The organism is Halopseudomonas aestusnigri (genome assembly GCF_002197985.1).
Taxonomy (GTDB): Bacteria; Pseudomonadota; Gammaproteobacteria; order Pseudomonadales; family Pseudomonadaceae; genus Halopseudomonas; species Halopseudomonas aestusnigri.
In genome coordinates, this window is record NZ_NBYK01000001.1 from 798,534 (window position 1) to 825,382 (window position 26,849).

Annotated in this window: 27 protein-coding genes and 1 pseudogene; 21 read left to right on the forward strand and 7 right to left on the reverse strand. The window is 58.6% G+C overall.

The window, feature by feature from the left end; genetic code table 11:
* Nucleotides 1-5: 5 nt before the first annotated feature.
* A complete protein-coding gene (locus B7O88_RS03750; RefSeq protein ID WP_088273832.1) occupies nt 6-218 on the reverse strand; it encodes a hypothetical protein in 213 nt (70 codons plus the stop codon).
* Between the two features lie 334 nt (nt 219-552).
* Between B7O88_RS03750 and B7O88_RS03755 the strand changes: the two genes are divergently transcribed.
* Entirely contained in the window at nt 553-831 is a 279-nt protein-coding gene (locus B7O88_RS03755; RefSeq protein ID WP_088273833.1) for an ORF6N domain-containing protein, read from the forward strand.
* Nucleotides 832-848: 17 nt separating this feature from the next.
* Here the strand turns inward: B7O88_RS03755 and B7O88_RS03760 are convergent, their stop codons facing one another.
* The 3 genes from B7O88_RS03760 to B7O88_RS03770 all read right to left on the reverse strand — a co-directional run bounded on the left by B7O88_RS03760 (nt 849) and on the right by B7O88_RS03770 (nt 2,871).
* A complete protein-coding gene (locus tag B7O88_RS03760) occupies nt 849-1,427 on the reverse strand; it encodes an LOG family protein (RefSeq protein WP_088273834.1) in 579 nt (192 codons plus the stop codon).
* 105 nt (nt 1,428-1,532) lie between these two features.
* Nucleotides 1,533-2,261 (reverse strand): hypothetical protein, encoded by a 729-nt coding sequence (locus B7O88_RS03765; protein WP_088273835.1) that lies wholly within the window; start codon nt 2,259-2,261, stop codon nt 1,533-1,535.
* Entirely contained in the window at nt 2,254-2,871 is a 618-nt protein-coding gene (locus B7O88_RS03770) for a hypothetical protein (RefSeq protein WP_088273836.1), read from the reverse strand. Before B7O88_RS03770 ends, B7O88_RS03765 begins: the two co-directional genes overlap by 8 nt.
* 177 nt (nt 2,872-3,048) lie before the next feature.
* On the opposite strand from B7O88_RS03770, the gene B7O88_RS03775 reads away from it, so the two are divergent.
* From B7O88_RS03775 to B7O88_RS03825, 14 genes are all read left to right on the forward strand, one after another.
* The gene (locus tag B7O88_RS03775) at nt 3,049-3,189 is read left to right on the forward strand and encodes a VOC family protein (RefSeq protein WP_235005712.1); all 141 of its coding nucleotides are present in this window, start codon (nt 3,049-3,051) and stop codon (nt 3,187-3,189) included.
* Between the two features lie 18 nt (nt 3,190-3,207).
* Complete coding sequence (locus tag B7O88_RS03780; RefSeq protein WP_088273837.1) at nt 3,208-3,615, forward strand: GFA family protein; 408 nt, start codon at nt 3,208-3,210, stop codon at nt 3,613-3,615.
* A gap of 5 nt (nt 3,616-3,620) precedes the next feature.
* Nucleotides 3,621-3,866, forward strand: coding sequence for a hypothetical protein (locus tag B7O88_RS03785; RefSeq protein ID WP_088273838.1), 246 nt, complete (start codon nt 3,621-3,623; stop codon nt 3,864-3,866).
* An 18-nt stretch (nt 3,867-3,884) separates the two neighbouring features.
* Nucleotides 3,885-4,517 (forward strand): FMN-binding negative transcriptional regulator, encoded by a 633-nt coding sequence (locus B7O88_RS03790; protein WP_088273839.1) that lies wholly within the window; start codon nt 3,885-3,887, stop codon nt 4,515-4,517.
* 235 nt (nt 4,518-4,752) lie between these two features.
* The gene (locus B7O88_RS03795) at nt 4,753-6,750 is read left to right on the forward strand and encodes a methyl-accepting chemotaxis protein (RefSeq protein ID WP_088273840.1); all 1,998 of its coding nucleotides are present in this window, start codon (nt 4,753-4,755) and stop codon (nt 6,748-6,750) included.
* A 157-nt stretch (nt 6,751-6,907) separates the two neighbouring features.
* A complete protein-coding gene (locus B7O88_RS03800; RefSeq protein WP_088273841.1) occupies nt 6,908-7,780 on the forward strand; it encodes a restriction endonuclease in 873 nt (290 codons plus the stop codon).
* 239 nt (nt 7,781-8,019) lie between these two features.
* On the forward strand, nt 8,020-8,718 hold the full coding sequence (locus tag B7O88_RS17740) for a hypothetical protein (RefSeq protein WP_140418557.1): 699 nt from the start codon (nt 8,020-8,022) through the stop codon (nt 8,716-8,718).
* A 138-nt stretch (nt 8,719-8,856) separates the two neighbouring features.
* Nucleotides 8,857-9,216: a hypothetical protein gene (locus tag B7O88_RS03805; protein ID WP_088273842.1), complete on the forward strand. Its 360-nt coding sequence runs from the start codon at nt 8,857-8,859 to the stop codon at nt 9,214-9,216.
* Nucleotides 9,217-9,327: 111 nt separating this feature from the next.
* Nucleotides 9,328-9,831, forward strand: a complete 504-nt coding sequence (locus tag B7O88_RS17750) for a hypothetical protein (protein ID WP_140418558.1) — start codon at nt 9,328-9,330, stop codon at nt 9,829-9,831.
* Between the two features lie 128 nt (nt 9,832-9,959).
* Complete coding sequence (locus B7O88_RS03810) at nt 9,960-10,484, forward strand: hypothetical protein (protein ID WP_140418559.1); 525 nt, start codon at nt 9,960-9,962, stop codon at nt 10,482-10,484.
* Between the two features lie 935 nt (nt 10,485-11,419).
* Complete coding sequence (locus B7O88_RS17755) at nt 11,420-11,725, forward strand: hypothetical protein (RefSeq protein ID WP_140418560.1); 306 nt, start codon at nt 11,420-11,422, stop codon at nt 11,723-11,725.
* 5 nt (nt 11,726-11,730) lie between these two features.
* Complete coding sequence (locus B7O88_RS03815) at nt 11,731-12,342, forward strand: hypothetical protein (RefSeq protein WP_140418561.1); 612 nt, start codon at nt 11,731-11,733, stop codon at nt 12,340-12,342.
* Nucleotide 12,343: 1 nt separating this feature from the next.
* Nucleotides 12,344-13,033, forward strand: a complete 690-nt coding sequence (locus B7O88_RS03820; protein ID WP_088273845.1) for an aspartate/glutamate racemase family protein — start codon at nt 12,344-12,346, stop codon at nt 13,031-13,033.
* A 544-nt stretch (nt 13,034-13,577) separates the two neighbouring features.
* The gene (locus B7O88_RS03825; RefSeq protein ID WP_088273846.1) at nt 13,578-14,171 is read left to right on the forward strand and encodes an LPS-assembly lipoprotein LptE; all 594 of its coding nucleotides are present in this window, start codon (nt 13,578-13,580) and stop codon (nt 14,169-14,171) included.
* Between the two features lie 183 nt (nt 14,172-14,354).
* Here B7O88_RS03825 and B7O88_RS03830 read toward each other — a convergent pair whose 3' ends face one another.
* The gene (locus tag B7O88_RS03830; RefSeq protein WP_088273847.1) at nt 14,355-15,299 is read right to left on the reverse strand and encodes a helix-turn-helix domain-containing protein; all 945 of its coding nucleotides are present in this window, start codon (nt 15,297-15,299) and stop codon (nt 14,355-14,357) included.
* A 210-nt stretch (nt 15,300-15,509) separates the two neighbouring features.
* Here B7O88_RS03830 and B7O88_RS03835 point away from each other — a divergent pair, with 210 nt between their 5' ends.
* The 5 genes from B7O88_RS03835 to B7O88_RS03855 all read left to right on the forward strand — a co-directional run bounded on the left by B7O88_RS03835 (nt 15,510) and on the right by B7O88_RS03855 (nt 22,275).
* On the forward strand, nt 15,510-16,916 hold the full coding sequence (locus B7O88_RS03835; protein ID WP_088273848.1) for an ethanolamine ammonia-lyase subunit EutB: 1,407 nt from the start codon (nt 15,510-15,512) through the stop codon (nt 16,914-16,916).
* Entirely contained in the window at nt 16,913-17,758 is an 846-nt protein-coding gene (gene eutC / locus B7O88_RS03840; protein WP_088273849.1) for an ethanolamine ammonia-lyase subunit EutC, read from the forward strand. Before B7O88_RS03835 ends, eutC begins: the two co-directional genes overlap by 4 nt.
* Nucleotides 17,759-17,805: 47 nt before the next feature.
* Nucleotides 17,806-19,206 (forward strand): ethanolamine permease, encoded by a 1,401-nt coding sequence (gene eat, locus B7O88_RS03845; protein ID WP_088273850.1) that lies wholly within the window; start codon nt 17,806-17,808, stop codon nt 19,204-19,206.
* Between the two features lie 166 nt (nt 19,207-19,372).
* Entirely contained in the window at nt 19,373-21,073 is a 1,701-nt protein-coding gene (locus B7O88_RS03850; protein ID WP_088273851.1) for a molecular chaperone HscC, read from the forward strand.
* A gap of 146 nt (nt 21,074-21,219) precedes the next feature.
* Entirely contained in the window at nt 21,220-22,275 is a 1,056-nt protein-coding gene (locus tag B7O88_RS03855; RefSeq protein WP_146063684.1) for a DUF805 domain-containing protein, read from the forward strand.
* Nucleotides 22,276-22,330: 55 nt separating this feature from the next.
* On the opposite strand, the gene B7O88_RS03860 is transcribed toward B7O88_RS03855, so the two are convergent.
* Entirely contained in the window at nt 22,331-23,662 is a 1,332-nt protein-coding gene (locus tag B7O88_RS03860; protein WP_088273853.1) for a sensor domain-containing protein, read from the reverse strand.
* Nucleotides 23,663-23,870: 208 nt separating this feature from the next.
* On the opposite strand from B7O88_RS03860, the gene B7O88_RS03865 reads away from it, so the two are divergent.
* Nucleotides 23,871-26,150 (forward strand): OsmC domain/YcaO domain-containing protein, encoded by a 2,280-nt coding sequence (locus tag B7O88_RS03865; protein WP_088273854.1) that lies wholly within the window; start codon nt 23,871-23,873, stop codon nt 26,148-26,150.
* Nucleotides 26,151-26,287: 137 nt separating this feature from the next.
* On the opposite strand, the pseudogene B7O88_RS03870 reads toward B7O88_RS03865, so the two are convergent.
* A pseudogene (locus tag B7O88_RS03870) lies at nt 26,288-26,818 on the reverse strand (REP-associated tyrosine transposase).
* Between the last annotated feature and the right edge of the window lie 31 nt (nt 26,819-26,849).

The window sequence follows — 26,849 nt, forward strand, 5'->3', positions numbered from 1 at the left end:
CCCGCCTAGCGCTTGCCCATCGAACGGCGGGTGCCACGCGGCGGCATGTGTACGCGCTTGGTGTGCGGATCGAAGCCGGCCTTGCCCTGCTTGGGAGCGTTGGCCTTGTCTGCCTGCTTGCTGGCCGCAGCGAACAGGGCGCCAAGACCGCTTGTCTTGCTGGCAGGAGAGGCGTCGGTTGTCGCATCGGTCGAGGTTGGGTCTTGGTGATCGGTCATGGTGCGCTCGGCGGGTGAACCTGAAAGGCGGCGAGTATAGCGGGCTTGTTGCTGCCGTCATACGCGCTTTTATCGGGTTTCTTCAGGTTCATCGTGGCATGCCGGATTACATGGCGCCCCACGGCACAGCGCCACTGCGTAGGGGGGACTAAGCCGCAGGCATGTCCACCGATGCTCCCGTACCGCCCACATCACAGCCTCTGTCCCGGCCGCTGACCGCGATATCGGGCATGGCAGATGGCAACGGAAGCAGACGTTTGCTGCGCAAGACGGTAGGCTACGACCTGGCGGTCAGACGGCCGCCTGCCCCATTCACCAGCCGCTACCAGCCGTCATGCAACCGATTGTCCATGCCAACACCGACACCCTGAGCCTGCGTCAGCTCGATGAGCTCAATGCCTTGCCGAAGGGCACCTCATTCCGTCTTTTTCGCCGCTGCGAGCAGCATCTTGAGGAAGGGCGGGATTTTTTCTACCTGCCGGCGGATGAACACAAGGCGCTGATCAACGATCTCAAGGCGTCAGGCCAGATCTACGCCACCACAGTCAATCTGGTACTGCTGACGCGCACGGGTTACGCGCGCATGCAGCAGATTACCCGCGGCGCATCCTGATCACGGTAGCCGAGGGGCTAGCGCTCCTGCGCTTTAACCCACTTGGACACGGCGGGCGGTGAGTAGTGGCGAACCCTGTGGAGCAGGCTGTCGACCTTGTTATCGACAATCAGCATGTCGCGGTAGGGCTGGCGCATAAAGCCTTCGGTCAGGGCGTGGTCCAGGAAGGCAATCAGTTGATCGTAGTAGCCGGCGGCGTTGAACAGCGCACACGGCTTCTGATGGTGCCCCAGTTGGCCCCAGGTCCAGACTTCGAACAGTTCCTCAAAGGTACCGACGCCACCGGGCAGGGCGATAAAGCCGTCGGACAGATCCGCCATCATTGCCTTGCGTTCGTGCATGGAGCCGACTTCATGCAGGGTGGTCAGCCCTTCGTGGGCCAATTCGCGTTCAACCAGATGACGCGGAATCACGCCAATCACGTCACCGCCGGCGGCCAGCGCCGCGTCGGCCACTGCGCCCATCAGGCCAACCTGCGCACCGCCGTAGACCAGACCGATGCCGGCCTTGGCCAGTGCCGTGCCGAGCTGCTGCGCAGCGGCGAGGTATTCGGGTTTGTTACCGGGGCTGGAACCGCAGAAAACACACAGACGCATGGGTACTCCTGATGAAACGGGAAGGGGCGCGACGGCCAGAGCGCCGACGAAGGGACTGGGACTTTACCCTTGAAGGGCTAATTTTTCCAGATTAGCGCTGGCCGGCTAAGCGCCCAGCAGAGCTCTGGCGACCAATCCGGCAGCGATGCTGAAGCCGAAACTCAGCAGGGTGCCCAACAGTACGTACTCGGACACCGGCCGCTTGGCCGAGCGGGTATCGTTGAAGCGCATGATGCTTTTGGCAGCCAGCAGAAATCCGATGGCCGACCACTGGCCCATCACCACAAAGGCGAAGATCAGCAGGCGCTCAAGAAAGCCGATCAGCCGTCCGGCCTGTTTCAGTGATTGCTCGTCCTGCAGGTCGCTGTGATTGAGCCAGGGCGTCAGTATCTGCGCAATCAGGGTTGAGGTCGGGTGCAGCAAAAACAGCGTTGCCAGTGCCAGGATCAATGCGTCTGGCTGCAACAGGCGCGCCAGCGCATCCGCGAGCTGCGGCCAATTGCCGGTGGCGGCGCTCCACAAACCGACGAGGATAAGCACTGGCAGCAGTTGGCTGAACAGCGCCGTGGTGAGGAACGACTGCGGTCTGATCAGCCGCTGATGCTCCACTAGCAGTTGGCTGCACAGCACCAGAATAAAGCCCAGCAGGGCGGTGCTCAGACTCTGGGACAGCAGCAACGCGCCAATGGCGACCGCCAGCGGCAGCGCCTTGAGGATCAGCCAGGCCCTTTGCTGCATGCGGCTGGCCTCGGGCGGCAGCGGCCTCGCGTTGGCCCATAAGCTGCTGAGCATGTGCAAAAGCAGCATCAGCAGCAGCAAGACAGAGTCAGTCATCAGTGAGCTCCTGAATCCACTCGCGGCTGCGGGCCAGATAGCGATCCATCAGTGCGGCCTCGGCCCGTTGCAACGCCTTGTGAACCGTTACCTGAGCCTTGTCCATGTGTTCGGCCAGAGCCTTCTGGCTGACCGCAAGGGTGGTGTGCAACCACCAGGTCTGCGCCTCAACTCGCGTCCACTGCTCGATCACCCGCGCCGCGAACGCGGTCGGCAGCTCAAGGCGATCCAGCAGTCTGGCATCATGGGTGAACAGTCCAAGGCTGTCCTTCTTCATAGTGTCGAGCCCCTGCCCGGACAGCACGAAAGCCTCGCCGTAGCGGTTAACCGCGGCTGCCTGGCCAATCCCGACAGCAATCCGGGCGTCGTACCGCTCGTGCTCCGGGCTGGCGGCAATCAGGGCGGCGCGCAGCAGCACCGCGCAACGCACTGCATCTGCTGCAACGTCCAGGGTCAGTTGAAAGCCATCGCCGCGATACAGTTCGTATTGGAATGGGCAGACGGCTTGCAGCTGCTGCAACGCATCACGTAGCTGGTTGATGTAATCCTGCGTATCCTCAACACCTTGAGAATCGATCAGGTCGCCGGTCAATACGGCTGCAATGGTCATAAGCGTGTCCCTGTGCAATCTGCTTTGACGTTAGTCTTAATACGCTAATTTTTCAATATTAGCTTTGAGAGGCTATATTTTTATCGGGTAAAGACCATCGGATGAGGCAGGCACCATGATTCCACGGCTCTGTGTTACTTCGCTGAGCGTGACCGATTTGCAGCGAGTTTGAATTGGGTGCAGGCCGTAGCGGCGGGTGGCACGCTGGTTAAGACCCCGCACGATATCTTCTGGGGCGGCTACGCGGGTTACTTTGCCGACCCGCACGGCCATCGCTGGGACCTGGTATGGAATCCGCAGCTATTGCCCGATAGCTGAACAGCAAAAGGAGGTTGTATGGTGACCGGAAGCTGCCTGTGTGGCGGTATTCGCTTTGAGATCAATCAGCCGCTCGCGCCGATTCAGGTGTGTCACTGCGGCCAGTGCCGCAAGGCGCAGGGTACGGCATTCGCGACCAATATTCCGGTGGGCAAGGCGCAATTTCGTCTGCTGGCAGGTGGTGAGCTGTTGAGCAGCTTTAGCTCCTCGCCTGGCAAGCAGCGCTGCTTCTGCAACCGCTGCGGCTCGCCGATCTACAGTTGCCATGAGCAGATGCCAGGCGTACTGCGCGTACGTGCCGGTCTCCTTGATGGTGAGCTGGAGACCCACTTGCAGGCGCATTTTTTTACCGCTCACAAGGCCAACTGGTTTGATATCACTGATGGGCTACCGTGCTTTGCCGAGCGCGCGCCCGGCGCGGAGTAACCAGGATGCTTGAATTGCTCGAAGCATTGGCGCGCGGGCTGTTGCTGCTTGGCCGTCTGATCCTCGAAGCGGGCGCCGTTCTGGACCTCAGCCTGCGCATTCCCGGTCGCGGGTTGCTGCGCTGCCTGTGGCCACCGCACTGGCTGCGCCGGCATACCTACAGTGCCTGGCTCGAGACATCGGCTGGCGTGCTGTTCTGGTTGCTGTTGGCGTTTGCGCTGTATTCCCTGGATCAGTATCTTGCCGTCTGACCTGCCACGGAATACGTCATGTATCTGCCTGCACATTTTGCCGAAACCCGCACCACTGAACTGCATGCCCTGATTGGCGAAAACCCGCTGGGCACGCTGGTAACCGTCGGCCCGGACGGGCTGGACGCCAACCACATTCCGTTTGAGCTGCTGACCGGGCAGGGTGAGCACGGCGTGCTGCATGCGCACCTGGCGCGGGCCAACCCGCTGGTCGAGCAGATTGTGGACGGCATGAGCGTGATGCTCATCTTTCAGGGCCCGCAAGCCTATATCTCGCCAAACTGGTACCCCAGCAAGCACGAAACCCACCAACAGGTGCCGACCTGGAATTATCAGGTTGTGCATGCCCACGGGCGCATCCACCTGCGTGACGACGAGCGCTTTGTGCGCGGCATCGTGGCGCGCCTGACCCGTGAACATGAGACGCGCGCGCAAGAGCCGCGCCCGTGGCGCATGACTGACTCAAGCCCGGATTACATCGCCCGAATGCTGGCGGCTATTGTCGGCATCGAAATCGAGATCGAACGCCTGGTCGGCAAGTTCAAATTGAGCCAGAACAAGACCCCGCAGGACGTTGCGGGTGCCGCTGATGCCCTGGCACACAGCGGCCATGCCGAGCTGGCGGCGGCCATGAACAAGCCGCTCGTCTGACCGGCGCAAGTCACAGCCGGGCGCGCGATGGCCTGCATGGATGCATCGCTCCGGCAGCGCCTCGGTGACCACGATAGTCCCTTTTTTGGATCGCGTTGCGCTGCATCGGCCCTGAACTGGTGCGCTGTGTTCGCACGGGGTGTCCGCAAGCCCCGGCGGATCGTGGCAGAGTGATGGCACCGTTCTTGCTGAGAGGTCTGTCCAGTCAGTCAGGTTTTTCTCAGGGTGCTCCACCATGCTGTCCATGCTTCGAAACCTCTCCATGCGCGGCAAATTGCTGCTGCTCCTGCTGCCGGCGTTGGCCGGCACGCTGTATTTCTCCGGCGCCACGGTGATTAACCGTTACACCCATCTGCAGCAGACCGAATCATCGCGGGCACTGTTTGACCTGGTGCTGAGCGCCGATCCGGCGCTGGAGAACCTGCAAAAGGAGCGGGGGCTGACCGCATTGTTCATTGCCACCGGTGGCGCCGATGGCCGGGTCGTCGAGCGCCTTGAAGGCCAGCGGGCAGCTACCGATGCCAGCCTCGATGCCCTGCGCAACGCCATGGCCGCCATGCAGGGTCGCGAGCGGGTTGCCATCGCGGCCCAGCTGGGCCTGATCAATGAGGCGCTGGATGCGCTGGCGCCGCTGCGGGCCCGGGTCCTCAATGAAGATGTCGACGCCGAGTTGGCCTATCGGACCTATAGCGCCGCGGTTGAACGGATGATTGCCCTGATTCCCGAGATTCTGCTGCAGGCTAACGAGCCGCGCCTGACGCGTCTGATGGGAGCCTTCCTGGCGCTCACCGAGGCGACCGAGTCGGGGGCACGGGAGATGGCCGCGGGCGCTGCGGTGCTCAGCGAGGGCGGCATTTCGCTGGCGCTGGCGAGGGAGGTCAGTGCAGCCGATGCGCGCAGTCAGGCACTGCTGGATGCGGCCGCCAATTTGGTTGGTGCCTCCCTGCAGGGGCAGTTGCTGGCGTTGGCCGAACGGCCGGAAAACATCGCCTTCAGCGCATTGCGTGATCGTCTGATCGGTTCCGAATACGGCTTTCTGGGGATGGCCAATATCGAGTGGTTCGACAGCGCCAGTCACGCCATCGACGGTGTTTACCAGCTCAAGCAGCAGGTGGCTGACGACATGGCTGCGGGCACCGAGCGCGTGCTGGCCGGCGCGCATGCCGATCTGCGTCGGGCAGCGATCATCGGTGCGCTGGTGATCGGCATGGTGCTGCTGCTGGCGCTGCTGATCATCATTGGAGTGTCCAGCCAGGTAAACCAGCTGCTGGGTGATTTTCGTCAGGTCATGGAGCGCAAGGATCTGTCGGTGCGCACCCGAGTCTGCTCGAAGGACGAGATGGGGCTGATCGGCACGGCCCTGAACAGCCTGATCGAGACCTTCTCCGGTGCGCTGAGTCAGATTGATGAAACCAGCGTGCGGCTGGCATCGGCCTCCGAGCAGACCCGTGCCACCGCCAGCCAGAACTCCGATCAGGTAGGGCAGCAGCAGGCTTTGGTGGATCAGGTCGCAGCAGCGGCAGAGGAAATGTCCAGCACCTCGGAAGAAATCTCGCGCAATACCCAGCAGGTTGCCGAAGCCGCCCAGCATGCCTCCAAACGCAACGAGGCCGGGCGGCGGGTGGTGCAGGACAGCGTTGGTCGCATTCGCCATCTGGCCGGTGCTATCGAGCAGGTCAACGGCCAAATGGAGCGCCTGCAGGCCAGCAGCGAATCCATCACCCGAGTCATCGACGTGATCAGAACAGTAGCGGACCAGACCAACCTGCTGGCGCTCAACGCCGCAATTGAGGCGGCCAGGGCAGGGGAGCACGGTCGTGGCTTTGCTGTGGTCGCCGACGAAGTGCGCAATCTGGCGCGCCAGACCCACGATTCCACCGTTGAAATCGAAATCATGATCAGCAGCCTGCGCGACATTACCGACAGTGTGCGCGGCGCGGTAATCGACAGCCATAAACTGGCCAATCTCAGCGCCGATGAAGCCGAAACCCTGGAAGACACCCTTGCCGGCATCCTGCAGGACGTCGACCGTATTTCCGGCATGTCATCGCAAATCGCCTCTGCCGCTGAACAGCAGGTCGCGGTCACGCGGGATATCTCGCGCAGCATGAGCTCCGTGCGGGAAACCTCTCTGCAAACCCTCAACGGCTCGCGGGAAATTTCGCAGGTCACCGATAGCCAGGCGCAGCTGGCAGGTGAGCTGCAGGCATTGGCGCAGGGGTTCAGAGTGTAACGTTCGGCGGTGCCGCTTCGCTGCGCCCTGAGCCAGCATGTACCGGGTATCGGCTGCGCCGCAACCGGTAGAACTATTTGCCCTTTACCTTGCCACCGCAAAAGGCTACTTTCTTGAAATATGGCAATAAGCCACTTTTCAAGTTGGGAGCCCACGGATGGCGCGCAGACGATCCTCTGCATTCGACGATTTCATTTTTCTGCTGTCCCGCTTGCCGTGGTGGGTCAGCATCCTGCTAGCCCTGGTCAGCTGGCTTGTCCTGCATCCCATTGCCACCGCACCGCCCAGCACCTCCACCGTGCTGCGCCCAGGTGACATGGGCGGCGTGCTGGCAGGGCACCTGTGGCGCACCTTCGCCTTGTTCGGCCAATATCTGATTCCAGCCTGCTGCGTCTTCGGCGCCATTGGCTCCATCGCCGGGCGCTACAAACGCAAACAACTGCTCAATAGCGTCGCAAACGCCACCCAACCGGCCAGAACCATCGACGGCCTCAGCTGGCAGCAGTTTGAACAACTGATCGGCGAAGCCTTCCGCAAGCAGGGCTATAGCATCACCGAAACTGGCGCTAACGGCCCGGATGGCGGCGTAGATCTGATCCTGCGCAAGCACAACGAAAAATACCTGGTGCAATGCAAACACTGGCGCTCGTTGAAAGTGGGCGTACCGGTGGTGCGCGAATTCTTCGGCGCCATGGCCGCAGAAGGCGCAGTCGGCGGTTATGTGGTTACCTCCGGCCAATTCACCAAAGAAGCCAAAGCCTTCGCCAATGGCCGTAATATCCAGCTGATCGACGGTGCGGGCCTCAAGCGCCTGATGCACAGACAGCCGTCTGAACCATCGGCAGCGCAGCCAACCATCAACCCGACACCCACTGCCACGCCTCCAATACCTGAAGCCACCTCTGAACCGCATTGCCCTCTGTGCAACAGCAGCATGATCAAACGCACCGCCCGCAAAGGCACCAACGCCGGCAACGTGTTTTGGGGATGCAGCGCCTATCCCAAGTGCAGAGGAATTGTGAATGTGTAACCCCGCCAGATTACCCAATGGTATGCAGACCGACATGCCATACAGGTTTATTGAATGCGCAAAATGCGGACGGCACGCGAATACGAGCAATGTGATACCTACTTGTGTAATGGATTGTTTTTAATGGGATTTTTAAAGCGGCGGCCTGGGCTCGGAGCGGTGATATGAAGAAGTCACTGATATGTGATGATGGAGCTGTCGATCCACTCAGCTGTTAGGGAAATGACTGAGTTCTGCTCATGAAAATAGAATTCTCTGAAGAAATGGCAGTGCAAAAATACCTGCCACTCATGCATGAACTCGCTATTCGTATTGATTTAGTAGCTCAGGCGTTCGACGGGAAATTGGGGCTGACCGCCCCATACGCAAGAGAATATGCGTATTTCCAGTTTAGAAGAATGTGCGAACTCATCGCACTAGGCTGCTTGCAGCTTCATGGCGATTTGCCTGAGGCAAGCAAAAAGTCAGCGAAAAAGGAATGGAATGCGGAACGCATAATGAATTTGCTGCATAGATCTTATCCTCACTCGTTTCCACAGTCGCTAACCCGTTCTAAAAATGATGAAGGATGGAGTTTTCAAGCAAACTCGAAACCCAATGCTCTAACTCTAAAAGAGTTTAAGCAGCTTTACGCTGAATGCGGCCATGTACTTCACCGTGGAACTATACGAACAGTAGAAGCCAACCGAGATATAAAAAAAGAAGATTATGATCGATCTGTTCAGTGGCAGAATAAAATTGTAGATTTAATGAGCGATCATTTAGTTACGAGGGCCAATGGAATGGGAATGTATCATGTTTCGCTTCGTACAGAGTCAGGATATCCAGAGGGCAGTATATTTACTCTCGTCAAACCCGATGGGCTTCACGTTCAGACTGTAAAAATGCAAGTACCAGATGGTGTGGTTCACTCATATGTTGCGAATCCTAAGCCCTAACAAGCCGCTCAAATTTGTTCCGGCCATAAAAAAAGTGGCCTCCACCGGACTCGCTGACGCTCGCCGTTTAGCGGAGCGTTAGCGATATTGCCGAGCAGCGTAGAATGCTAATTAAATCAAGATGGGAAACGACGATTTATGAAGAAGTTTGAAAGTTTGGAAGATATTGCACAAGCACTGGGTGATGGCGGCCCATTCAATCCAGATACAGAATACGAGACCGTCGAAGACCTTGTCGATGCCCTGATAGATTTGGGGAATACCGATAAAGTTTTTGCACGTCACGATGATCATCTGGGATTAAAGAGTGACCTTCCTGCTGACTTTCTCAGCGCTCCATTAAGTGAAGCTGATAAGCCAAAATTTGAGTCCGCGATAGAGGCTGTTATTGAGCAGGCGGATATAATTATCCCACTTTCCGAACGGCAGCTATCTGAAGACGACCTTGAAGAGATAAGGGACGACAAATTGTATAGGGGTGAGGATGTTGATGACTAGGATCTGTCGCTAACAAAGCCAAGCACGGCGACGGCTTTTCCGTTACGGCTTCGCCTTCACTGCAAAGCCGCGCGTGTTGGCGGCGTTGGGCGTACAAACGAAGGGGCATCTATGTCAAATACCCAAATTGCTTTTCTAGATCGCTGCAAGGTGCCTAACCGGGAGGCTCTTCAGGCATCTATCCACGCTCTGGGCTTCAACCTCGAACTACATCCAGAGTTCACGCCATTCGACGACTCCGGCTTTTCACCGTGTATTTTGGATGGCACGCCAGATGTCGGGTTTGAGGTGTTTTATTCCACTACTTCTGAAGTTGCAGAGGCTAATCCGCACCTAATTTCAGTCGCAGGAGGCCGCGACTATAGCATCAGCATGGTATGGCGCGGCAGCATGAAAGACTGTGCAAGTGTTATGGTTGTGAGCTGTGCTTTGGCGAAAGACTTTGGTGCGATTATCAGTTACGAGGGAGAACCTCCAGAGCCTTTCGAGCGCTTACTTGAAAACACGAAATCTATCTTGATCGAGGCTGCTAAAGAAAAGCCCCGAAAAACAGTGACTGCAAACCCACCACCACCATCACCTGCGCCTGCAAAACCATGGTGGCGTTTCTGGTGAGTCAGCCGCCCAACAAGGCTTTCAAGCGGATGGGCTTCGCCCGCCGCTTAACTCAAGCGTTAGGGTAAATATGCGAATGCATTCGTTCTTTGATCTTATTAACGGGATGTGGAAAGTGGGGCTGTGTCGTGAAAGCTAAAATAGCAACTGTTCTACTCGCTGCCGCCGCTGGCATGTCGTTCGATACGTTATCTGACGAATCACGTTCTCTATCGTCAAACAGCCAAATCGATGCACATGTGAAGGTTCTTACTGAAGCCCAGGCCAGAGTGTTGGGAAAGGCCACAGCGTTTTGCGCGGAGCAACATCAACCGCAGAGCCTGTCTATTGATGACGCCCTGAAGTCATATCTCGCTGCCTTTTCTGAGGGCACAAAGGCTGGTATGGCCGATATTGCAAATAAGGACATGAGTGATCTCGCCTCTGCTCCCGTTTTCGGAGATAAAGAGTTCGAGATGATGGATAAGCAGGCGGAATTGATGCTAATTAGCGTTCAGGCTTCTCCGATTGTTGCATGTGAACAGCTGGCTTCTGTTCTGGAGTCAGGTACGAGTGAATCTTTCAAGGAAGAAACTCTGAAAAGTTATAGCCAGTACAAAGAGAGGCGGTCTGAATATTGCGCCCGAATTCCAATGCCGGAGGGTTGCGAATAGTGCCGCCTAACAATCGCAGACACGGCGACGGCTTTTCGTTTCGGCTTCGTCTGCATTACAAAGCAGCGCGCGCTGCGGGCGTTAAGCCGCTTTCGTCGGAATCCGGAAGCGGGTAAAAGGCTTGGCGATAGGGGTAAATATAGAAGTAACTGTGAGTATCTTGTTTGGATTGGAAGTTTGGGTCTTCGCGACATTTCAATTTGTTAAGGGGGTTCTTATGGAAAATTCATCCGTGAAATCATGCGTATGGTGCGGGGTGGCGTTTCTGCGAGGCCATGGTGGGACACTTCCAATCCAGACGAGAGATTATCAGTTGCCGAGTATTTGCTCAGCTAGGAGAAACGTAGAGAGGTTCGAGTCCTCACCCTCGCACCAATTTCATGCTGCGGAGGTGTCCGCAGCTTAACAAGACGCATCAATTCGCGGCCGGTGGCCGCCGGACGCCATTTACATTGCGGCTGTGCCTCCATTACAAGGGCGCCGTTGTGCGCTGGCGTTAGTTACTAGGAAGAGTATGCAGGAAATACCTTTAGGGACATTTAATTAAAAGCTCTACGAGAAAAACGGCGAGACTTACTACACAATCACGCCAATATTTGGCATGAGCACAAACTTCTATCTCAATGCACCGCTGTCGAAAATAGAGGTGTTAAAAAATGAAGAAAATGAGCTTCTTATTAAGAAAGGCATATTAAAATTGAAAATGTCTTTCAAGTCTTATACCCCAGGCTTGTTCAAGTTGAAGTTAAAGCCATATTGCTTTGGCTTGCCATTTGGAATCTATTGGTGCGAGATTTCCTCAACAAATAAAACTAAGCTACAGGAAGTATTCGTTGTATACAGCTAACAAGGCTATCAAAAATCGGCCGCAAAATGCGCGGCCTACGACGCTCCTTGCGTCGCGCGTTTTATGGCGGCGTTATGTGTGAAATACGATGAACAGAACTTTATTGCCATTACTTTTTGTGTCGCTTATCTATTTTGCGATTATGTGCTCTATTGAAAGTATCTCTGCTTCAAATGCATTTGGATGGCTGGGGTTTTCTATTGCGGCAGGTTCAATAATTTATTTCATGTTGTTTGCGCCGTATGGCTTACGAACTCACACAAAAGTATTTTGGAAAGAGCAAAAATATAAGCATCCAGTAGCCGAAATCCCTCTTAAAGTGGTGGGAGGTATTCTGGTTCCAGTGGTGCTATGTTTGGCGCTCAGTTTTGGGTTTTATGCATATACAGTTTAAAGCACATGGCAAAGCGCTCAGATGCGTTCCGGCCGCAAAAAGCGCTGCGGCCACCGGCCTCGCTGACGCTCGCCGTCCAGCTTCACGTTAACCCGCTACCACCAGGATCAACCAAATTGAAACGCGTTATCCCGTCAGTCATTCTGGCGATTCTCCTTGTTACGCTGCTGTCAGAGTTCTTCAAGGTCATTGATTTTTACCGTGCGCCCGCTGCCTTCGCGTTGCTGACCCATGTCTCTGCTGTCCATGATGTTGTGCTGCACCAATATGGCTTGGCCTTTCTGCTGATCAAGCTACTGGCATCGCTTGTCGTGTTTGCGTGCTGGTTCAGGGTGTTGCTGTGGCCCGAGCGGTTTGGCTGGCTGCGCTACGGCACGTTTATCTACGCTGGCTTTCAGCTACTGGTGGGTGTGTTGGTGGTGACGGGAATAAACGGGGCGCTGCACTATGCTGCCGGCTTGCCGGTGGCACTATGGGATTTTTCGCTGCTGGCGGCAGCGAGTGCGTGGGGTGTGATCCTGTACCTGGGGTGTGTTGTGGTTGGAGTGCCGCTGCTACTGGTTATTCTGGCGCAGCGTCATCATCGACGGATTGTCGGGCAGCAAAGGGGAGAGTGATATGAAGACTGCCGGGTTGCTGGGTGGCATGAGCTGGGAAAGCACGGCCGGCTATTACAAGGCGATCAACGAGGGTATCAAACAGCGGCTGGGTGGCTTGCATTCCGCCCGGATCGTGTTGTTCAGTGTCGATTTCGAGCCAATCGAGCGGTTGCAGCGTGAGGGCGACTGGGAAGGTGCGGCGCGGGTGCTGTCTGAAGCAGCCCGGAAGATTGAAGGGGCCGGGGCTGATTTTCTGTTGATCTGTACCAACACCATGCACAAGGTAGCGCCGCAGATTCAGAGTGCTATCGGCATCCCGTTGCTGCACATCGCCGATGCGACCGCAGAGGTGCTGGTCAGCAACCAGGTGAAAAAGGTCGGCCTGCTCGGCACGGCGTTTACCATGGAGCAGGATTTTTACAAGGGCCGGTTGCAGGAGCAGTTCGGCATCGAGGTAATCGTGCCCGCAACGGACGACCGCCAAATCGTGCATTCGGTTATTTATGAGGAGCTGTGCCTGGGCACAATCACTCCGGAGTCAAAAGCCGAGTTTCTGCGCATTATCGATGGGTTGTTTGCGAGCGGGGCAGAGGGGGTGATTCTCGGCTGCACCGAAATCAGCATGCTGGTCACGCAGGCTGATACCGCGGTGCCGCTTTATGACACTACCCGGATTCACGCAGACAGCGCGGTTGCCGAGCTGATCTAGAGCCCGGTAAATCAGTCGCTGCTGTTGGCCAAGTCACCTCTGGTCGTGCGTTAAGCTCGTCATCGTTAACGTCAGAGCCAGCAGAGGCTTTGTTGTTATCTCGATGAACGCCACCGGACAGAAAATCGTGCTTTACCTGTATCGGTGATGCGGTTACCTTGCGGATGTGGCAATAAGCCAGTTCGCAAAGGCCCAAGGATGGCGCAGATATCATTTCCAGGCAGTTCTGCTGTCGGATCATCTTCTTATCATCGGTCGCATCTGCTGCCCGGTGGTTTTGGCGGCCGTGCCTCGGGCGCCGGTACATGCTTTATCCCCATGTATTTTCTTGCTTGCCTGGCACCAGTGCGCTTTGTCGTCGCTCGTGTGCGCCAGGAGCGGCCACTCGAATGGGTGTGGTCCTCATGCCGATTCACTTGTACGCGTGAAGGGAGGGCTGGCGAAAGAAACAGACAGAGCCGCTGTTAGGTTACGTCATTGGGTGTGGCGTAAAGGGAAGTGAAAAATACAACAAGAAAGAGGCCGTATGAATTCCATTAGATTGATGTTTTCCCTGTTTGTAATTGCATTTCTGTCGGGCTGTATGACGACCAAATCCTACGTCGACCCCACCTATGGGAAGACCGCTTATAGCGACATCAAGTCGGTTGCAACGCCATACAATTCAAACGTCAGTGTCGAGTTTCGGCGCAACGGTACTCACTTTGCTCGTGCCGATTCAGAATTGCGCGGCCATGTAGAGCGAACCCTGCGTGCCTCCGGCGTGGTTGTACCGGGCGCAGCAGGCGCCAACTACAGCATCCGTGTGATTGTGAACAATGTGGGTGACGTCAGTGGCGCAGCTGCCAAGGGCTTTGCTACCGGTCTGACGCTGGGTGCTGCGGGCTCGCTGGTTACCGATTACTACGAAGCAACCATCGAGCTTGTGGATGCGGATGGCAATACCCACTCCGGTTCATACAAGCATGCGCTGCATACGACCATTGGCAATAAGCGTGCGCCCTTCAACATGCAACCGACAACGCCGGCAGATGCGTTCGGTCGTGTTGTTGAGCAGACTGTTCTGAATTTCATTAAAGAGATGCAGGAACAAGGGCTGCTCAGCTTCTGCGAGCCGGTACTTCCAGCCCGCGCCTGATACCGCCTTGCTGACTGCGGTCGGGCCGGACTCCGCTTCCCGGCCGCAGATTAGGGCGTTGGTATGAGATTGAGGGCATTGTATGCCGCGTCGCCCCCGGCGATGTTTATGCTTTTTTGTGTCTGGTGGCTCACTGATTGGCGCTTGGAAGGCGAGCCTGCGCAGCATTGACCGTCAACTCGGTTAGCGACTCCTTCTCACCGTCTCCGACGGACTCTCACCAAACAACGCTTTGTAATCCCGCGCAAACTGCCCCGGATGCCAGAAGCCGCTGTCTGCCGCGACGACGGCGATAGGGCTGGTTTGTTGCGGGTCGCTGAGGGCGCGGCGAACGCGGTTGAGGCGCGCGCTGCGCAGGAACTGCAGCGGGCTGATGCCAAGAATGCTTTCGAAGCTGTATTGCAAGGTGCGACGGCTGACGTGTACGCGCTCGCACAGCTCGGGAATGCTCAGCGGGGCTTCCGGGTGTTCGGCCAGATAGGCTTTCACTTGCTCGACTACCTTGCGCCGATGCGCGTAGCTGGGCGCTGCGGCCGGTTGGGCGGCGTTGGCGACCAGTTCCAGCAGGGCCTGGCTGGCGAGTTGCTGCTGGTGTTCGCTGTCGAGTCCGAGGGTGCCGCGGTAGAGCACCTGCTCCAGCAGGCCGCGAACCTGGTCGAGCTGCTCCTGCGGTACGGTCAGACGCGGGCTGTGTTCGAGTGAGTGCAGATCCAGCGTGCGCTCTTCGCGCTCGGCGGCGCGCAGTAGCATTTCTTCCTTGATGACGATGCCGTAGATGTCGAAGGCATCGGGGGTCATCAATTCAAAGTCGCGGCTGCCGGGGCGGCACATCAGTTGGTCACTGCCGACCTCAAGACCGTTAATGCGGCAGTCTGCCGCGCGGGCGGGGATGCCCAGCCAGAGCGCATCCTTCCAGACGTTGCACTGCTGCCGCAGGGAGCGGTTGGTATGCTCCTTGAACAGTTGGCAGCCGTCCAGCGCCACTTCATCTATTCGCCCATAGAAGCGCCCGCCGCCCAACTGGTCATATTCCTGCTGCCAGTTGGTCAGGTTGTGGGCGTGTTCGTCGGCGTCCTGTGCCTCACGTGTGCTCCTTGCTGGTGCATTGTGCTCCGTTGTGGGCTGCATTGGCGAGCGCTCGCGTGTTCAGTTGGCGGCATCCTAACGCAGGATGCTCGGGTGGAATATGCCTCAAAGGGCTTCAATGGGCCGCCTGGGACACTTTTGCCAAATCTTGATAGCCCGCTGGAACAGGTATCGCATCTGTTTCAGGCATCTTCCGCTGCTTCGCGTGACTTGCGCGACATTCGCAGCAATTTGCATGCCTGAGGTAACACGATGACGCATTCCTACCGCTATACGCTGGGCAGCCGAACCTTCGGCTTCCGCGATCTGGCCGAGCTGATGGCCAAGGCGACACCACAACGCTCCGGTGATCGACTGGCCGGTGTTATTGCGCTGTCTGCCGAGGAGCGCGCGGTCGCGCAGATGGCTCTGGCCGAGGTACCACTGAAGACCTTTCTGAATGAGGCGCTGGTGCCCTATGAAGCGGACGAAATCACCCGCTTGATTATCGACGAGCATGAGCCGGCGGCGTTTGCGCCCATATCGCACCTGACCGTCGGGGACTTTCGCAACTGGCTGCTGAGCGACCACGCGACCCCGGAGGTATTGCAGTCGATCCGCGCGGGCGTGACGCCGGAGATGGCCGCGGCGGTGAGCAAGATCATGCGCAATCAGGATCTGATTCTGGTCGCGAGGAAGTGTCATGTGAACACCGCGTTTCGCAACACCATCGGGTTGCCCGGTCGGCTGTCAACCCGCTTGCAGCCAAATCACCCGACTGATGATGTCAACGGCATCGCTGCCAGCATCCTCGATGGGTTGCTCTACGGTAACGGTGATGCGGTGATTGGTATCAACCCTGCTACCGACAACGTGGCGCAGGCCATCAAGCTGATGAAGCTGATGGGCGAGGTGATCGAGAAGTATGAGATCCCGACCCAATCCTGCGTACTGACCCATGTGACCAATACCATCGAGTGCATCGAGGCCGGGGCGCCGGTTGATCTGGTGTTCCAGTCGATTGGTGGCACCGAGGGAACGAACACTAGCTTTGGTTTCAACCTGGCTACCCTGGCCGAAGCGCAGCAGGCGGCGTTGAGCCTGAAGCGCGGCACGGTGGGCAACAACGTGATGTATTTCGAGACGGGGCAGGGCAGTGCGCTGTCTGCCAACGCGCATCATGGTCTGGACCAGCAGACCTGCGAGGCCCGCGCTTATGCCGTGGCACGCAAGTTCAAGCCGCTGCTGGTCAACACTGTGGTCGGTTTTATTGGCCCGGAGTACCTGTTCGACGGCAAGGAAATCATCCGCGCCGGGCTGGAAGATCACTTCTGCGCCAAGCTGCTCGGCCTGCCGATGGGGTGTGATGTCTGTTACACCAACCACGCCGAGGCGGATCAAAACGACATGGACAACCTGCTGACCCTGCTGGGTGTGGCGGGCTGCTCCTTTGTGATGGGCATCCCCGGCTCGGACGACATCATGCTCAACTACCAGACCACTTCATTCCATGACGCGCTGTATGCGCGCCGTGCGCTGGGGCTGCGGCCATCGCCGGAGTTTGAGCAGTGGCTGATCCGCATGCAGATCATGCGCGATGCCGACCGTCACATTCTGCACGACGCGCTGCCTGAGCCCTTTGCCCGCTCACTGAAGGCGTTGCCGGGAGGCAGAGCATGAGTTCGTCAAATGACAAAACCCGCAACCAGCCCGGTGCGGTGGTCGAGAACCCCTGGCGTCGCCTGCGCGAATTTACCGATGCGCGTATTGGCCTCGGCCGGGCCGGGATCAGCCTGCCGACCAGCGAGCTGCTGGCGTTCCAGCTGTCCCACGCGCAGGCCCGCGACGCGGTGCATCTGCCGCTGGATATCGACGCCCTTTGCAGTGAGCTGGCTGCTGACCCGCAGTTGGCTGCGCTGGGTGAGCCGATTCGCCTGCACAGTCAGGCGACTGATCGCATGACCTATCTGCAGCGTCCGGATCTGGGCCGTCTGCTGGACGATGCCTCGCGTGAGCAACTGGTTGCGCTGTGCTGTGAGCAGCCGAGCGATCTGGCCATCGTGATTGTGGACGGCCTCTCATCCCGCGCAATTGCACAGAACGCGGTGCCGTTTCTGCAGCGTTTTATGGGGCTGTTGGCCAGCGAGTTGCCGGAGTGCTCACTGGCGCCGCTGACCATCGTTGAGCAGGGCCGCGTTGCCGTTGGTGATGACGTGGGCGCGCTGCTGAACGCCCGCGCGGTGTTGCTGCTGATTGGTGAGCGTCCGGGCTTGAGTTCGCCGGACAGCCTTGGGCTGTACCTGACCTGGGCACCCAAGCCGGGGCTGACCGATGCCGCGCGCAACTGCATTTCCAACGTGCGGCCGGCAGGGTTGCCGCATGTCGAGGGGGCCAAACGGGCGCTGTATCTGCTGCGCGAGGCGCAGCGGCTGAAGCTCTCGGGGGTCAACCTCAAGGATCGCACCGAAGACGCGGTGATTGAGCACCGCGGCAGCGGTCGCAATTTTCTGGTTTCCGAGTGACGTCGGGGAGGCGTCATTCACAACTGCAACACCACTGAGGATCTCTCATGTCTAACGACCATCAGGCGTACCTTGCCAAACGGCAACTCAAGCGCGGGACTGCGGGCTGGATTCTGCTCGCCGGGCTCGGCGTCTCTTATGTTATTTCCGGCGATTTTGCCGGCTGGAACTTCGGCATCGCGCAGGCGGGCTGGGCGGGCTTTGCGATTGCCGCGGTACTTATGGGGTTGATGTATCTGACCCTGGTGCTGTCGCTGGCGGAAATGTCGGCGGCGATTCCTGCTGCGGGTGGCGGTTACAGCTTTGCCCGGCAGGCGATGGGGCCGACCGGGGGCTTTTTGACCGGCCTTGCGGTGTTGATCGAATATGCGCTGGCCCCGGCGGCCATCGTCATCTTTATCGGGTCGGCGGTGGAAGCGCTGCTCGGTTTCAGCGGTCCTTGGGTCTACGCGATCTTCTATCTGGTATTCGTCGGCATTCACCTGGCGGGCGTGGGTGAAGCGTTGAAAGTGATGATGGTAATCAGCGGTCTGGCGGTCTTCGCCATCGTGGCTACCGGTGTGGCGCTGGTGATGCACTTTGATATCAACAACCTGTTCGACATCGCCATGACCGACGCCAACGGTGCCAGCGAGCTGCTGCCGCTGGGCTGGTACGGCGTGTGGGCGGCGCTGCCGTTTGCCATGTGGCTGTTCCTGGCGGTCGAAGGCGTGCCACTGGCCGCTGAAGAAGCCAAGGACCCGGGCAAGGACGTGCCGAAGGGCATCATTGGTGCCATGGTCTTCCTGCTGTTCACCGCTTTGATGGTGGTGGTGCTGGTGCCGGGCGCGGCGGGTGCCAAGGCTATGGGCGACAGCGCGGTACCGCTGGTGGATGCGCTGAACGCAACCGGTAACACCAGTCTGGCGACACTGGTCAACGTGCTGGGTCTGGCCGGTCTGGTGGCGTCGTTCTTCTCGATCATCTACGGCTACAGCCGCCTGGTGTTTGCTCTGTCACGTGCCGGGTATCTGCCCAAGTCGCTGTCGCTGACCACCGAGCGCAAGGTGCCGGCACGTGCGCTGATTGTGCCGGGTATCTTCGGCTTTATCGCCTCCTTGAGCGGTGAGGGTGATCTGATGCTGGCGATGGCGGTAGTCGGTGCGACCGTGTCCTACGCACTGATGGCGCTCAGTCACATCCTGCTGCGCATCAAACAGCCGGACCTGCCGCGCCCGTACAAGACCCCGGGCGGTGTGGTGACTTCGGGTATCGCGCTGGTGCTGTCATTGATCGCACTGACCGGCGTCTACGCCTTCGATCCGCGTGCGTTCTTCTTCACCATGGGCCTGTTTGTGATCGGTGCGGTGTACTACTTCGGCTACAGCCGCAAGCATCTGGTTGCCAAGTCGGCCGACGAAGAGTTTGCCATGCTGGCCGAGGCAGAATCGGATCTGGCTGCTGCCTGATTCAAGTCTGCACAGCAACACAAAGGCCGCCTCGGGCGGCCTTTGTGTTTTGTGTTGTGCTGCCTGGTTGGAATCGCCTATTGGCCAAAGGCCATTTCTGGTCTGTTCCTGCCGTGATTGCTCTGTATATACTGGCCGCAAAAAAGCCGACAGAAGGAATTGGGGCATGGCCGTCGTAGGGATAGATCTGGGCACCACAAACAGCCTGATCAGTGTTTGGCGTGACGACAAGAGCATCATCATTCCCAACGCGCTGGGTGAATTGCTGACACCCTCGGTAGTCAGCGTCGATGATGATGGCATGGTCACGGTTGGTCGTGCTGCGAAGGACCGGCTGGTTACCCATCCTGAAAAAACGGCTGCACAGTTCAAGCGTCTCATGGGTACCAGTGAGAGGATCAGGCTGGGCAATCGCCAGTTCAGCGCCGAGGAACTCTCTGCGCTGGTACTCAAGCAGCTCAAGGCGGATGCCGAGGTATACCTCGGTGAGCCCGTTGACGAGGCAATCATCAGCGTTCCCGCTTATTTCAACAATCATCAGCGTACTGCCACCCTGAATGCTGCTCGTCTTGCCGGACTCAAGGCAGAGCGACTGATCAATGAGCCAACCGCCGCGGCACTGGCGTACGGTATTCAGGAAAACGAAGAGGAATGCCGTTTTATCGTCATTGACCTGGGCGGCGGTACGCTCGACGTTTCCATTCTGGAAAAATTCGAAGACCTGCTTGAGGTGCATGCCACCAGTGGTGACAGTTTTCTGGGGGGCGAGGATTTTACTGCGGCCATGCTTGGTGCCGTCTGTGAGCAAATCGGCTGCGAGCGCCAAAGTCTGAGCAGGGAAGAACGTGCGCATCTGTATCGCGTTTGTGACGAAGCCAAAAAGGCCCTGGCCGAGCAGCACGAGGTGCTGATGACGCTCAGTCTGGCTGGCAAGGAACACAGTCTCACATTTACGCGTGACGCCTTTGTTCAGGCGTGTATTGTGCTGCTGGAGCGGATCCGGGGGCCAATCGAGCGCGCGGTGCTCGATGCCGGCATGAGCCGCGATGATTTTGACGAGGTCATCCTGGTTGGCGGCGCCACCCGCATGCCTGTCGTGCGTAGCCATGTTGGTCGGCTGTTCGGCCGTATACCTGCCACCACCATCGATCCGGACCTTGTTGTTGCCATGGGGGCGGCGGTGCAGGCTGCCCTGAAGGAGCGTAACGCGGGTCTGCGCGACACGGTGCTGACGGATGTGTGTCCGTTTTCACTGGGCATCGAGATCGCCAAGGATATTGGCGGCGAGCGTGCGCATGGCTTTTTCAGCGTGATCATTCCGCGTAACACGGTCATCCCGACCAGCCGGGTGGATCGCTACTACACCGTTGCCGACAATCAGAGGGTGGTGAACCTGTCGGTGTTTCAGGGCGAACAGCGGATGGTGCGCAACAACATCAAGATTGGCGAATTGGCGGTTCAGCTTCCTGGCGGCCGGGCCGGCGAGGAGTCGGTTGATGTGCGCTTTACCTACGACATCAATGGTGTACTCGAAGTGGAGGCGGTGGTCGTCAGTACCGGCGTTCGGAGTACGCTGGTGATTCAGAACACCACCAGCGAACTGGACGAGAAGACGCTGGAGCGGCTGCTCAAGGAGATGGAAAAACTCAAGTTTCACCCTCGTGAGGACAGCGCCAACATTGCCTTGATGGGTGAAGCAGAGAGGATGTGGGCAGAGACGCTTGGTGAAGAGCGCCGCTACCTTGAGGAGTTGATTGAGTATTTCGAGGCGGCCATGGACTCACAGGATTTGCAGCGCTGCGCTGCTGCCCGTAACGCCGTTGGCCAGAAACTGGCGGAGCTGCGTAACAGCCGGGGGCGCTGGTGAGCTGCTGGGCGACGCTGGGCGTCGAACCCTACAGCGATCTGCGCACCATCAAGCGGGCCTACGCCCGGTTGCTGAAGGATGTGCATCCGGAGGAGCGGCCGGCCGAGTTCATGGCGCTGCGAGAAGCCTATGAGCGGGCGTCGGTAATGAGTGCCCGGGAAGCTGCGCGCACAGGCCCTCGGGAGCCCGAGCCGGGCCCGGCTCCCGCTGAGCAGCTTGAGGCAGCGGCGGCGTCACCTGATGTGCACGAGCCGGATCCGGCCCTTTTGGAGGCGCTGCGTGTGCAGCGCGAGCAGGAGCAGGAAGAGGCCGATGCTCGGCAGCGCTTCAACCTGCGTATGCAGGCGCTGGCTGATGCTTTCATTGAAGTGCTCGACGACCCCCAGCGCCGTGCCGATCCAGCAATCTGGCAGGCGCTGCTGAGTACACCGGAGCTGAGCAATCTGGACATCCGGTTGCGTCATGGCGCCAACCTTCTTCCGGCAGTCATTGATCTGCTGGAAGCGCCGGAGCAATCGCTGTTACCGCCCGGCGTTCTGGTGCTTCTTGATGACAGCTTTCACTGGACTCAGGACCAGAACATCAACTGGCCGGTGAGCGAGGAGTCAATGCAGCGGCTGTGTCTGCTGGTTGGTGCAGCGCACAGAAGCATTGCAAGTGCTCCTCCGCGCACGGGGTGGGGGTGGTTTTTCAGTTCCATGTTCCGTCCCGACGGGCGCCTGAGTCGAACCGAGTTTTCCACTGGAATGACGCTATTGCTCCCCGCGGCATTTTTGGTTGCGTTCGCGATGGCTATCCTGCTGCCACAGCAATTGAGAGACGCTGTGATTATCGTGATTTGGCTGGTGGCGGTTTACGCTGTTGTCATCGCACTTATCAAGCGTATCAGGGACTCCGGAACCAATATCTATATTGCGCTTGTGCTGGGTATCGCGTTTCCGGTAATGAACCTGCTGTATATCTTTGCCAACTCAAGAGATCCAGTATCTACGCCGGGTAACCCAAGAGCGCGTTTTGTTGATCCCTATGTGATGGCGGCTCATTCGTTGTTTCGCAGCGGCTTCCGTTATGGAATCCAGCAACGGGTTCGCCGGTTTTTTCTCAGCATGAAGCCTTCTCTGGCATGGAGCCTGATTCTGCTGCCTGTTGCTGTCGCGGGTTTGCTGACCCTGGCGACCTTATTGGGCGCCAAGTTTTTCTGAACCGGGCAGCCGTCTGCGCAAACGGGTGGCTGTGATACTTCGCGCGTTTGGATCTTCAGACGGCGTCGTCCGAGAGGAAAAAGGCGTAACCCGCGCCACCGCTGCGTTTGGCTGCGTACATGGCGTTGTCGGCGCGGTGCATCAGTCGACGTTCGCTGTCGCCGTGTTCGGGATAGACGGCGATACCGACGCTCGGTGTGCAGGTCAGGGTATGGCCTTCAATCAGGAAGGGTGCGCTCAGATTGCCGAGGATTTTCTCCGCGACGGTTGCGGCATCCTGTTGCTGTCGGATGCCGTCGAGTACTACTGCAAACTCGTCGCCGCCCAGTCGGCCGCAGCTGTCGGATTCGCGCACGCTTTGGCGCAATCTGTGGGCTACCTGTTGCAGCAGATGGTCGCCAACGGCATGGCCGTAGGTGTCATTGATCTGTTTGAAACTGTCCAGATCCAGATACAGCACGGCCAGTCGTCCATTGTTGCGCTCCGCTCGCTGCAGGGCAGTTTGCAGTCGGTCCATCAGCAGGGCGCGGTTGGGTAGCCTGGTCAGTTGATCGTGCTGCGCCAGAAAGGAAAGCCGGGTGTGGGCCTGGTGTCGGCTGATCGCGGTCGCCAGCTGGCTGGCAACGAATTGCAGAAAGGATGTATCACGTTCGTCGAAGCCGTTATTTGCAGGCTGGTGGTGGACGATAAGGGCGCCGATAGGGGTAGTGTCGTTCAGCAGAGGCACGCAGAGCGGGTTGTCGGGCGCATCTGGAGCGCTCGCCGGGGTGTCATGGTGCTGCGGGCGCATCATTCGGGCCAGAGACGGGTGGGCTGCAAGCGGCCCCTGCGCGGGGGGCGGCAGGTCTTCACCGGCATGGTAGGGGAAGCTCAGCTGATCTGCCTCGGCGTCATGGAGTGCAACAGTAAGCGCCCTGGTCGGCAAGTGCTGGTTAATCAGGTCGTACATGCGCTGGTAGAGCATCGGCAATGTTTCTGCCGAGTGCACCGCGGCCGAAACCGCATAGACGGCTGCTTGTCTGGCCTCGGCCTGTTTTCGCCTGGTGATGTCGCGGGCAACGCCAACACGCACCTGCTCGGCCTCGAACCACTGGGCCGACCACATGATGTGGACGATATGGCCCTGCTTGTGAATGTAGCGGTTTTCGTGGTCACCCGAGGGCTGCCCTGCGGTAATCTGCCGGGCAAGCTGGCGGGTAGCTTCCCGGTCATCGGGATGCATCAGCTCAAACGTGGTGCGGCCTATCAGTTCTTCGGGCGAATAGCCGAAAACCCGTTTGCTGGCTGCGCTAACGGATAAAAAGCGTCCTTCCTTGTCTACGACGCAAACGACATCCAGCAGCAAATCCAGTAGCTTGTCGTGAGGAATCAGGGGTGCTGGGTTCATGCCGCTCAATATAGTGGCAGAGTGCCTTGGCTCGCTACCGCGCGCCGATATTTTTTTTGGTCTGCCCCCTGGCGAGCGGCTGCGAGCGGCTCTGGGAGCCGGCCGCGCGACCAGTGGTCCGCTGCGTCGTCGAGTGCGACATGACATTCGCGGTAAAAGCCGGATAATGGCCGGCTGTTCAATTCGCCCCTCAAACGCTGGTGCATGCATGGAAATCAAGGTCAACTTTCTCGACAACCTCCGACTTGAAGCCAAATTCGATGACTTCACGGTGGTGGCTGACCAGCCGATTCGCTACAAGGGCGATGGCTCCGCGCCGGGGCCGTTTGATTACTTTCTGGCGTCGTCGGCGCTGTGCGCGGCGTATTTCGTCAAACTCTACTGCAACACCCGCAATATCCCGACGGACAACATCCGCCTGTCGCAGAACAACATTGTTGACCCGGAAGACCGCTACAAGCAGATCTTCAAAATTCAGGTTGAGCTGCCCGCTGATATCTCCGAGAAGGACCGCCTTGGCATCCTGCGTTCAATTGAACGCTGCACGGTCAAGAAGGTAGTGCAGACCGGCCCGGACTTTGTCATCGAAGAGGTCGAAAATCTGGACGCCGACGCCCAGTCTTTGCTGATGCCGGTGCAGACCGTTGGCGAGGGCACGCGGATTCTCGGCAAGGACCTGCCGCTGGAACAGACCATCGCCAACATGTCCGGCATTCTCGCCGGTCTGGGCATGAAGATCGAGATCGCCTCCTGGCGCAACATCGTGCCCAACGTCTGGTCGCTGCATATTCGTGACGCCCAGTCGCCGCTGTGCTTTACCAACGGCAAGGGTGCGACCAAGGAAGCGGCGCTGGCCTCGGCACTGGGCGAGTTCATCGAGCGGCTGAACTGCAACTTCTTCTACAACGACCAGTTCTGGGGCGAAGACATCGCCAATGCCGAGTTCGTCCACTATCCGAACGAGCGCTGGTTCAAGGTCGGACGTAATGATGCGCTGCCCACGGGGCTGCTCGATTCCCATTGTTTGGCGATCTACAATCCGGAAGGCGAACTGCGCGGCTCGCACCTGATCGACACCAACTCCGGCAACGCCGAGCGTGGCATCTGCGCGCTGCCGTTCGTGCGGCAGTCTGACGGCAAGGAGGTGTACTTTCCCTCCAATCTGATCGAAAACCTGTTCCTCAGCAACGGCATGAGCGCGGGCAATACCCTGGCCGAGGCGCAGGTGCAGTGTTTGTCGGAGATCTTCGAACGAGCGGTCAAGCGCGAGATTCTGGAAGGTGAGCTGGCGCTGCCGGATGTGCCGGATTCTGTGCTGGCGAAGTATCCGGGCATTGTTGCCGGCATCAAGGGGCTGGAAGAGCAGGGCTTCCCGGTCTTGGTGAAAGACGCCTCGCTTGGTGGCCGTTTCCCGGTCATGTGCGTGACGCTGATGAATCCGCGCACCGGCGGCGTGTTTGCTTCCTTTGGCGCGCATCCCAGCCTGGAAGTGGCGCTGGAACGCAGTCTGACCGAGCTGCTGCAGGGGCGCAGCTTCGAGGGTCTGAACGACCTGCCGCAGCCGACCTTTGAAAGCCAGGCGGTGACCGAGCCGAACAACTTTGTCGAGCACTTTATCGACTCCAGCGGTGTGGTGTCCTGGCGCTTCTTCAGCGCCAAAGCCGATTACGACTTTGTCGAGTGGTACTTCTCCGGCGAGGGCGCAAACTCCAACCAGCAGGAAGCGGACACCCTGTTCGGCATCCTCAAGGACATCGGCAAGGAAGCCTATATGGCGACCTACACCGATCTGGGGGCCAACGCCTGCCGGATTCTGGTGCCGGACTACTCCGAGATTTATCCGGTCGAGGATCTGATCTGGGATAACACCAATAAGGCGCTGCTGTTCCGCGAAGACATTCTCAATCTGCACAGCCTGGATGATGAGCAGTTGCAGGGGCTGGTCGAGCGGCTGGAAGAAAGCGAGCTGGATGACTACACCGACATCAAGACGCTGATCGGCATCGAGTTCGACGACAACACCACCTGGGGTCAATTGACCATTCTTGAGCTGAAGCTGCTGATCTATCTGGCGCTGGAGCGCTTCGAGGACGCCAAGGAGCAGGTCGAAGCCTTTCTGCAGTTCAACGACAACACCGTCGAGCGCGGTCTGTTCTATCAGGCGGTCAACGTGGTGTTGGAAGTGCTGCTGGACGAGGAGCTTGAACTGGCCGATTTTGAGCCCAACTTCCGGCGCATGTTCGGCAACGAGCGGATGGACGCGGTGATCGGCTCGGTCGACGGCAGCGTGCGCTTCTACGGCTTGACGCCGACCAGCATGAAGCTGGAAGGGCTGGACCGCCACCTGCGCCTGATCGACAGTTACAAAAAGCTCCACGCCGCGCGGGCCAAGGCGGCGGCCAGCGTCGCCCGCAATGACGACGCCACAGCCAAACCCCTCCTGCAACCCTCCCGCACACGCTCCGCCGCCTGGCGTAAAAAAACGTAGGGCGGACAAAGCCGCAGGCGTGTCCGCGCGCAAGGCGCCACGCTACCACTCTGCAGCGAATGCTGCGCTGAGATAGCGATGTCTGGGCCACTTCGGTGGCCAACGCTGCGCGCTGACCACCCTACGGCTGGGGTGCTTCACTCGCCGAATTGGGTGCTTTGCTCGTTTGGTGCATCGCCCCAATCCGCCGGATAGATACCGGCGGCGACGGCGCGGTGAAAGCTGGAATAGGGCCAATCTGCGAGATGGGTTACATGCCCGTGTTTTATCGGGTTGTAATGGATGTAATCGATGTGCCGCGCATAATCTCGCTCATCACGAATCAGGTGCTCCCAATAACGTCGCTGCCAAATGCCTCGCTCCCGTCGGCGCTGCCGCCTGCTGCTTATGGGCTCATTCTTCGGTAGGCGACTGGAAAACCCATGCTTTATCAACTGCCAGCGCAGGGCATAGTTTGCGTCACCGGGTGGTAGCGTCCACACGCAATGCATGTGTTCGGGCAGCACCACTCAAGCATCGATATCAAAGGGCAGGCGGGCCTTGGTGCGGCGCACGCACTCTCGCAACAGGGCGACCTCACGCACCAGCAGATCGCTCTTGCGGTCGTGCAGGGTGACGGTGAAGAAGTAGCTGGCGCCCGGGGCACGTGCGCGGCGGTAGCGGGGCATGGGCTGACGGTTCCCTGATGGCGACGCTGCA

What these genes read in the sequence shown, in the direction of transcription:
- B7O88_RS03815 (WP_140418561.1), top strand. Translation starts at nt 11,731, where the DNA reads ATGGCAAAGCGCTCAGATGCGTTCCGGCCGCAAAAAGCGCTGCGGCCA.
- B7O88_RS03785 (WP_088273838.1), top strand. Translation starts at nt 3,621, where the DNA reads ATGCTTGAATTGCTCGAAGCATTGGCGCGCGGGCTGTTGCTGCTTGGC.
- B7O88_RS03795 (WP_088273840.1), top strand. Translation starts at nt 4,753, where the DNA reads ATGCTGTCCATGCTTCGAAACCTCTCCATGCGCGGCAAATTGCTGCTG.
- B7O88_RS03750 (WP_088273832.1), bottom strand. Translation starts at nt 218, where the DNA reads ATGACCGATCACCAAGACCCAACCTCGACCGATGCGACAACCGACGCC.
- B7O88_RS03805 (WP_088273842.1), top strand. Translation starts at nt 8,857, where the DNA reads ATGAAGAAGTTTGAAAGTTTGGAAGATATTGCACAAGCACTGGGTGAT.
- eat (WP_088273850.1), top strand. Translation starts at nt 17,806, where the DNA reads ATGTCTAACGACCATCAGGCGTACCTTGCCAAACGGCAACTCAAGCGC.
- B7O88_RS03770 (WP_088273836.1), bottom strand. Translation starts at nt 2,871, where the DNA reads ATGACCATTGCAGCCGTATTGACCGGCGACCTGATCGATTCTCAAGGT.
- B7O88_RS03765 (WP_088273835.1), bottom strand. Translation starts at nt 2,261, where the DNA reads ATGACTGACTCTGTCTTGCTGCTGCTGATGCTGCTTTTGCACATGCTC.
- B7O88_RS03800 (WP_088273841.1), top strand. Translation starts at nt 6,908, where the DNA reads ATGGCGCGCAGACGATCCTCTGCATTCGACGATTTCATTTTTCTGCTG.
- B7O88_RS03855 (WP_146063684.1), top strand. Translation starts at nt 21,220, where the DNA reads ATGAGTGCCCGGGAAGCTGCGCGCACAGGCCCTCGGGAGCCCGAGCCG.
- B7O88_RS17740 (WP_140418557.1), top strand. Translation starts at nt 8,020, where the DNA reads ATGAAAATAGAATTCTCTGAAGAAATGGCAGTGCAAAAATACCTGCCA.
- B7O88_RS03865 (WP_088273854.1), top strand. Translation starts at nt 23,871, where the DNA reads ATGGAAATCAAGGTCAACTTTCTCGACAACCTCCGACTTGAAGCCAAA.
- B7O88_RS03780 (WP_088273837.1), top strand. Translation starts at nt 3,208, where the DNA reads ATGGTGACCGGAAGCTGCCTGTGTGGCGGTATTCGCTTTGAGATCAAT.
- B7O88_RS03835 (WP_088273848.1), top strand. Translation starts at nt 15,510, where the DNA reads ATGACGCATTCCTACCGCTATACGCTGGGCAGCCGAACCTTCGGCTTC.
- B7O88_RS17750 (WP_140418558.1), top strand. Translation starts at nt 9,328, where the DNA reads ATGTCAAATACCCAAATTGCTTTTCTAGATCGCTGCAAGGTGCCTAAC.
- B7O88_RS03860 (WP_088273853.1), bottom strand. Translation starts at nt 23,662, where the DNA reads ATGAACCCAGCACCCCTGATTCCTCACGACAAGCTACTGGATTTGCTG.
- B7O88_RS03755 (WP_088273833.1), top strand. Translation starts at nt 553, where the DNA reads ATGCAACCGATTGTCCATGCCAACACCGACACCCTGAGCCTGCGTCAG.
- B7O88_RS03830 (WP_088273847.1), bottom strand. Translation starts at nt 15,299, where the DNA reads ATGCAGCCCACAACGGAGCACAATGCACCAGCAAGGAGCACACGTGAG.
- B7O88_RS03790 (WP_088273839.1), top strand. Translation starts at nt 3,885, where the DNA reads ATGTATCTGCCTGCACATTTTGCCGAAACCCGCACCACTGAACTGCAT.
- B7O88_RS03820 (WP_088273845.1), top strand. Translation starts at nt 12,344, where the DNA reads ATGAAGACTGCCGGGTTGCTGGGTGGCATGAGCTGGGAAAGCACGGCC.
- B7O88_RS03850 (WP_088273851.1), top strand. Translation starts at nt 19,373, where the DNA reads ATGGCCGTCGTAGGGATAGATCTGGGCACCACAAACAGCCTGATCAGT.
- B7O88_RS03825 (WP_088273846.1), top strand. Translation starts at nt 13,578, where the DNA reads ATGTTTTCCCTGTTTGTAATTGCATTTCTGTCGGGCTGTATGACGACC.
- eutC (WP_088273849.1), top strand. Translation starts at nt 16,913, where the DNA reads ATGAGTTCGTCAAATGACAAAACCCGCAACCAGCCCGGTGCGGTGGTC.
- B7O88_RS03760 (WP_088273834.1), bottom strand. Translation starts at nt 1,427, where the DNA reads ATGCGTCTGTGTGTTTTCTGCGGTTCCAGCCCCGGTAACAAACCCGAA.
- B7O88_RS17755 (WP_140418560.1), top strand. Translation starts at nt 11,420, where the DNA reads ATGAACAGAACTTTATTGCCATTACTTTTTGTGTCGCTTATCTATTTT.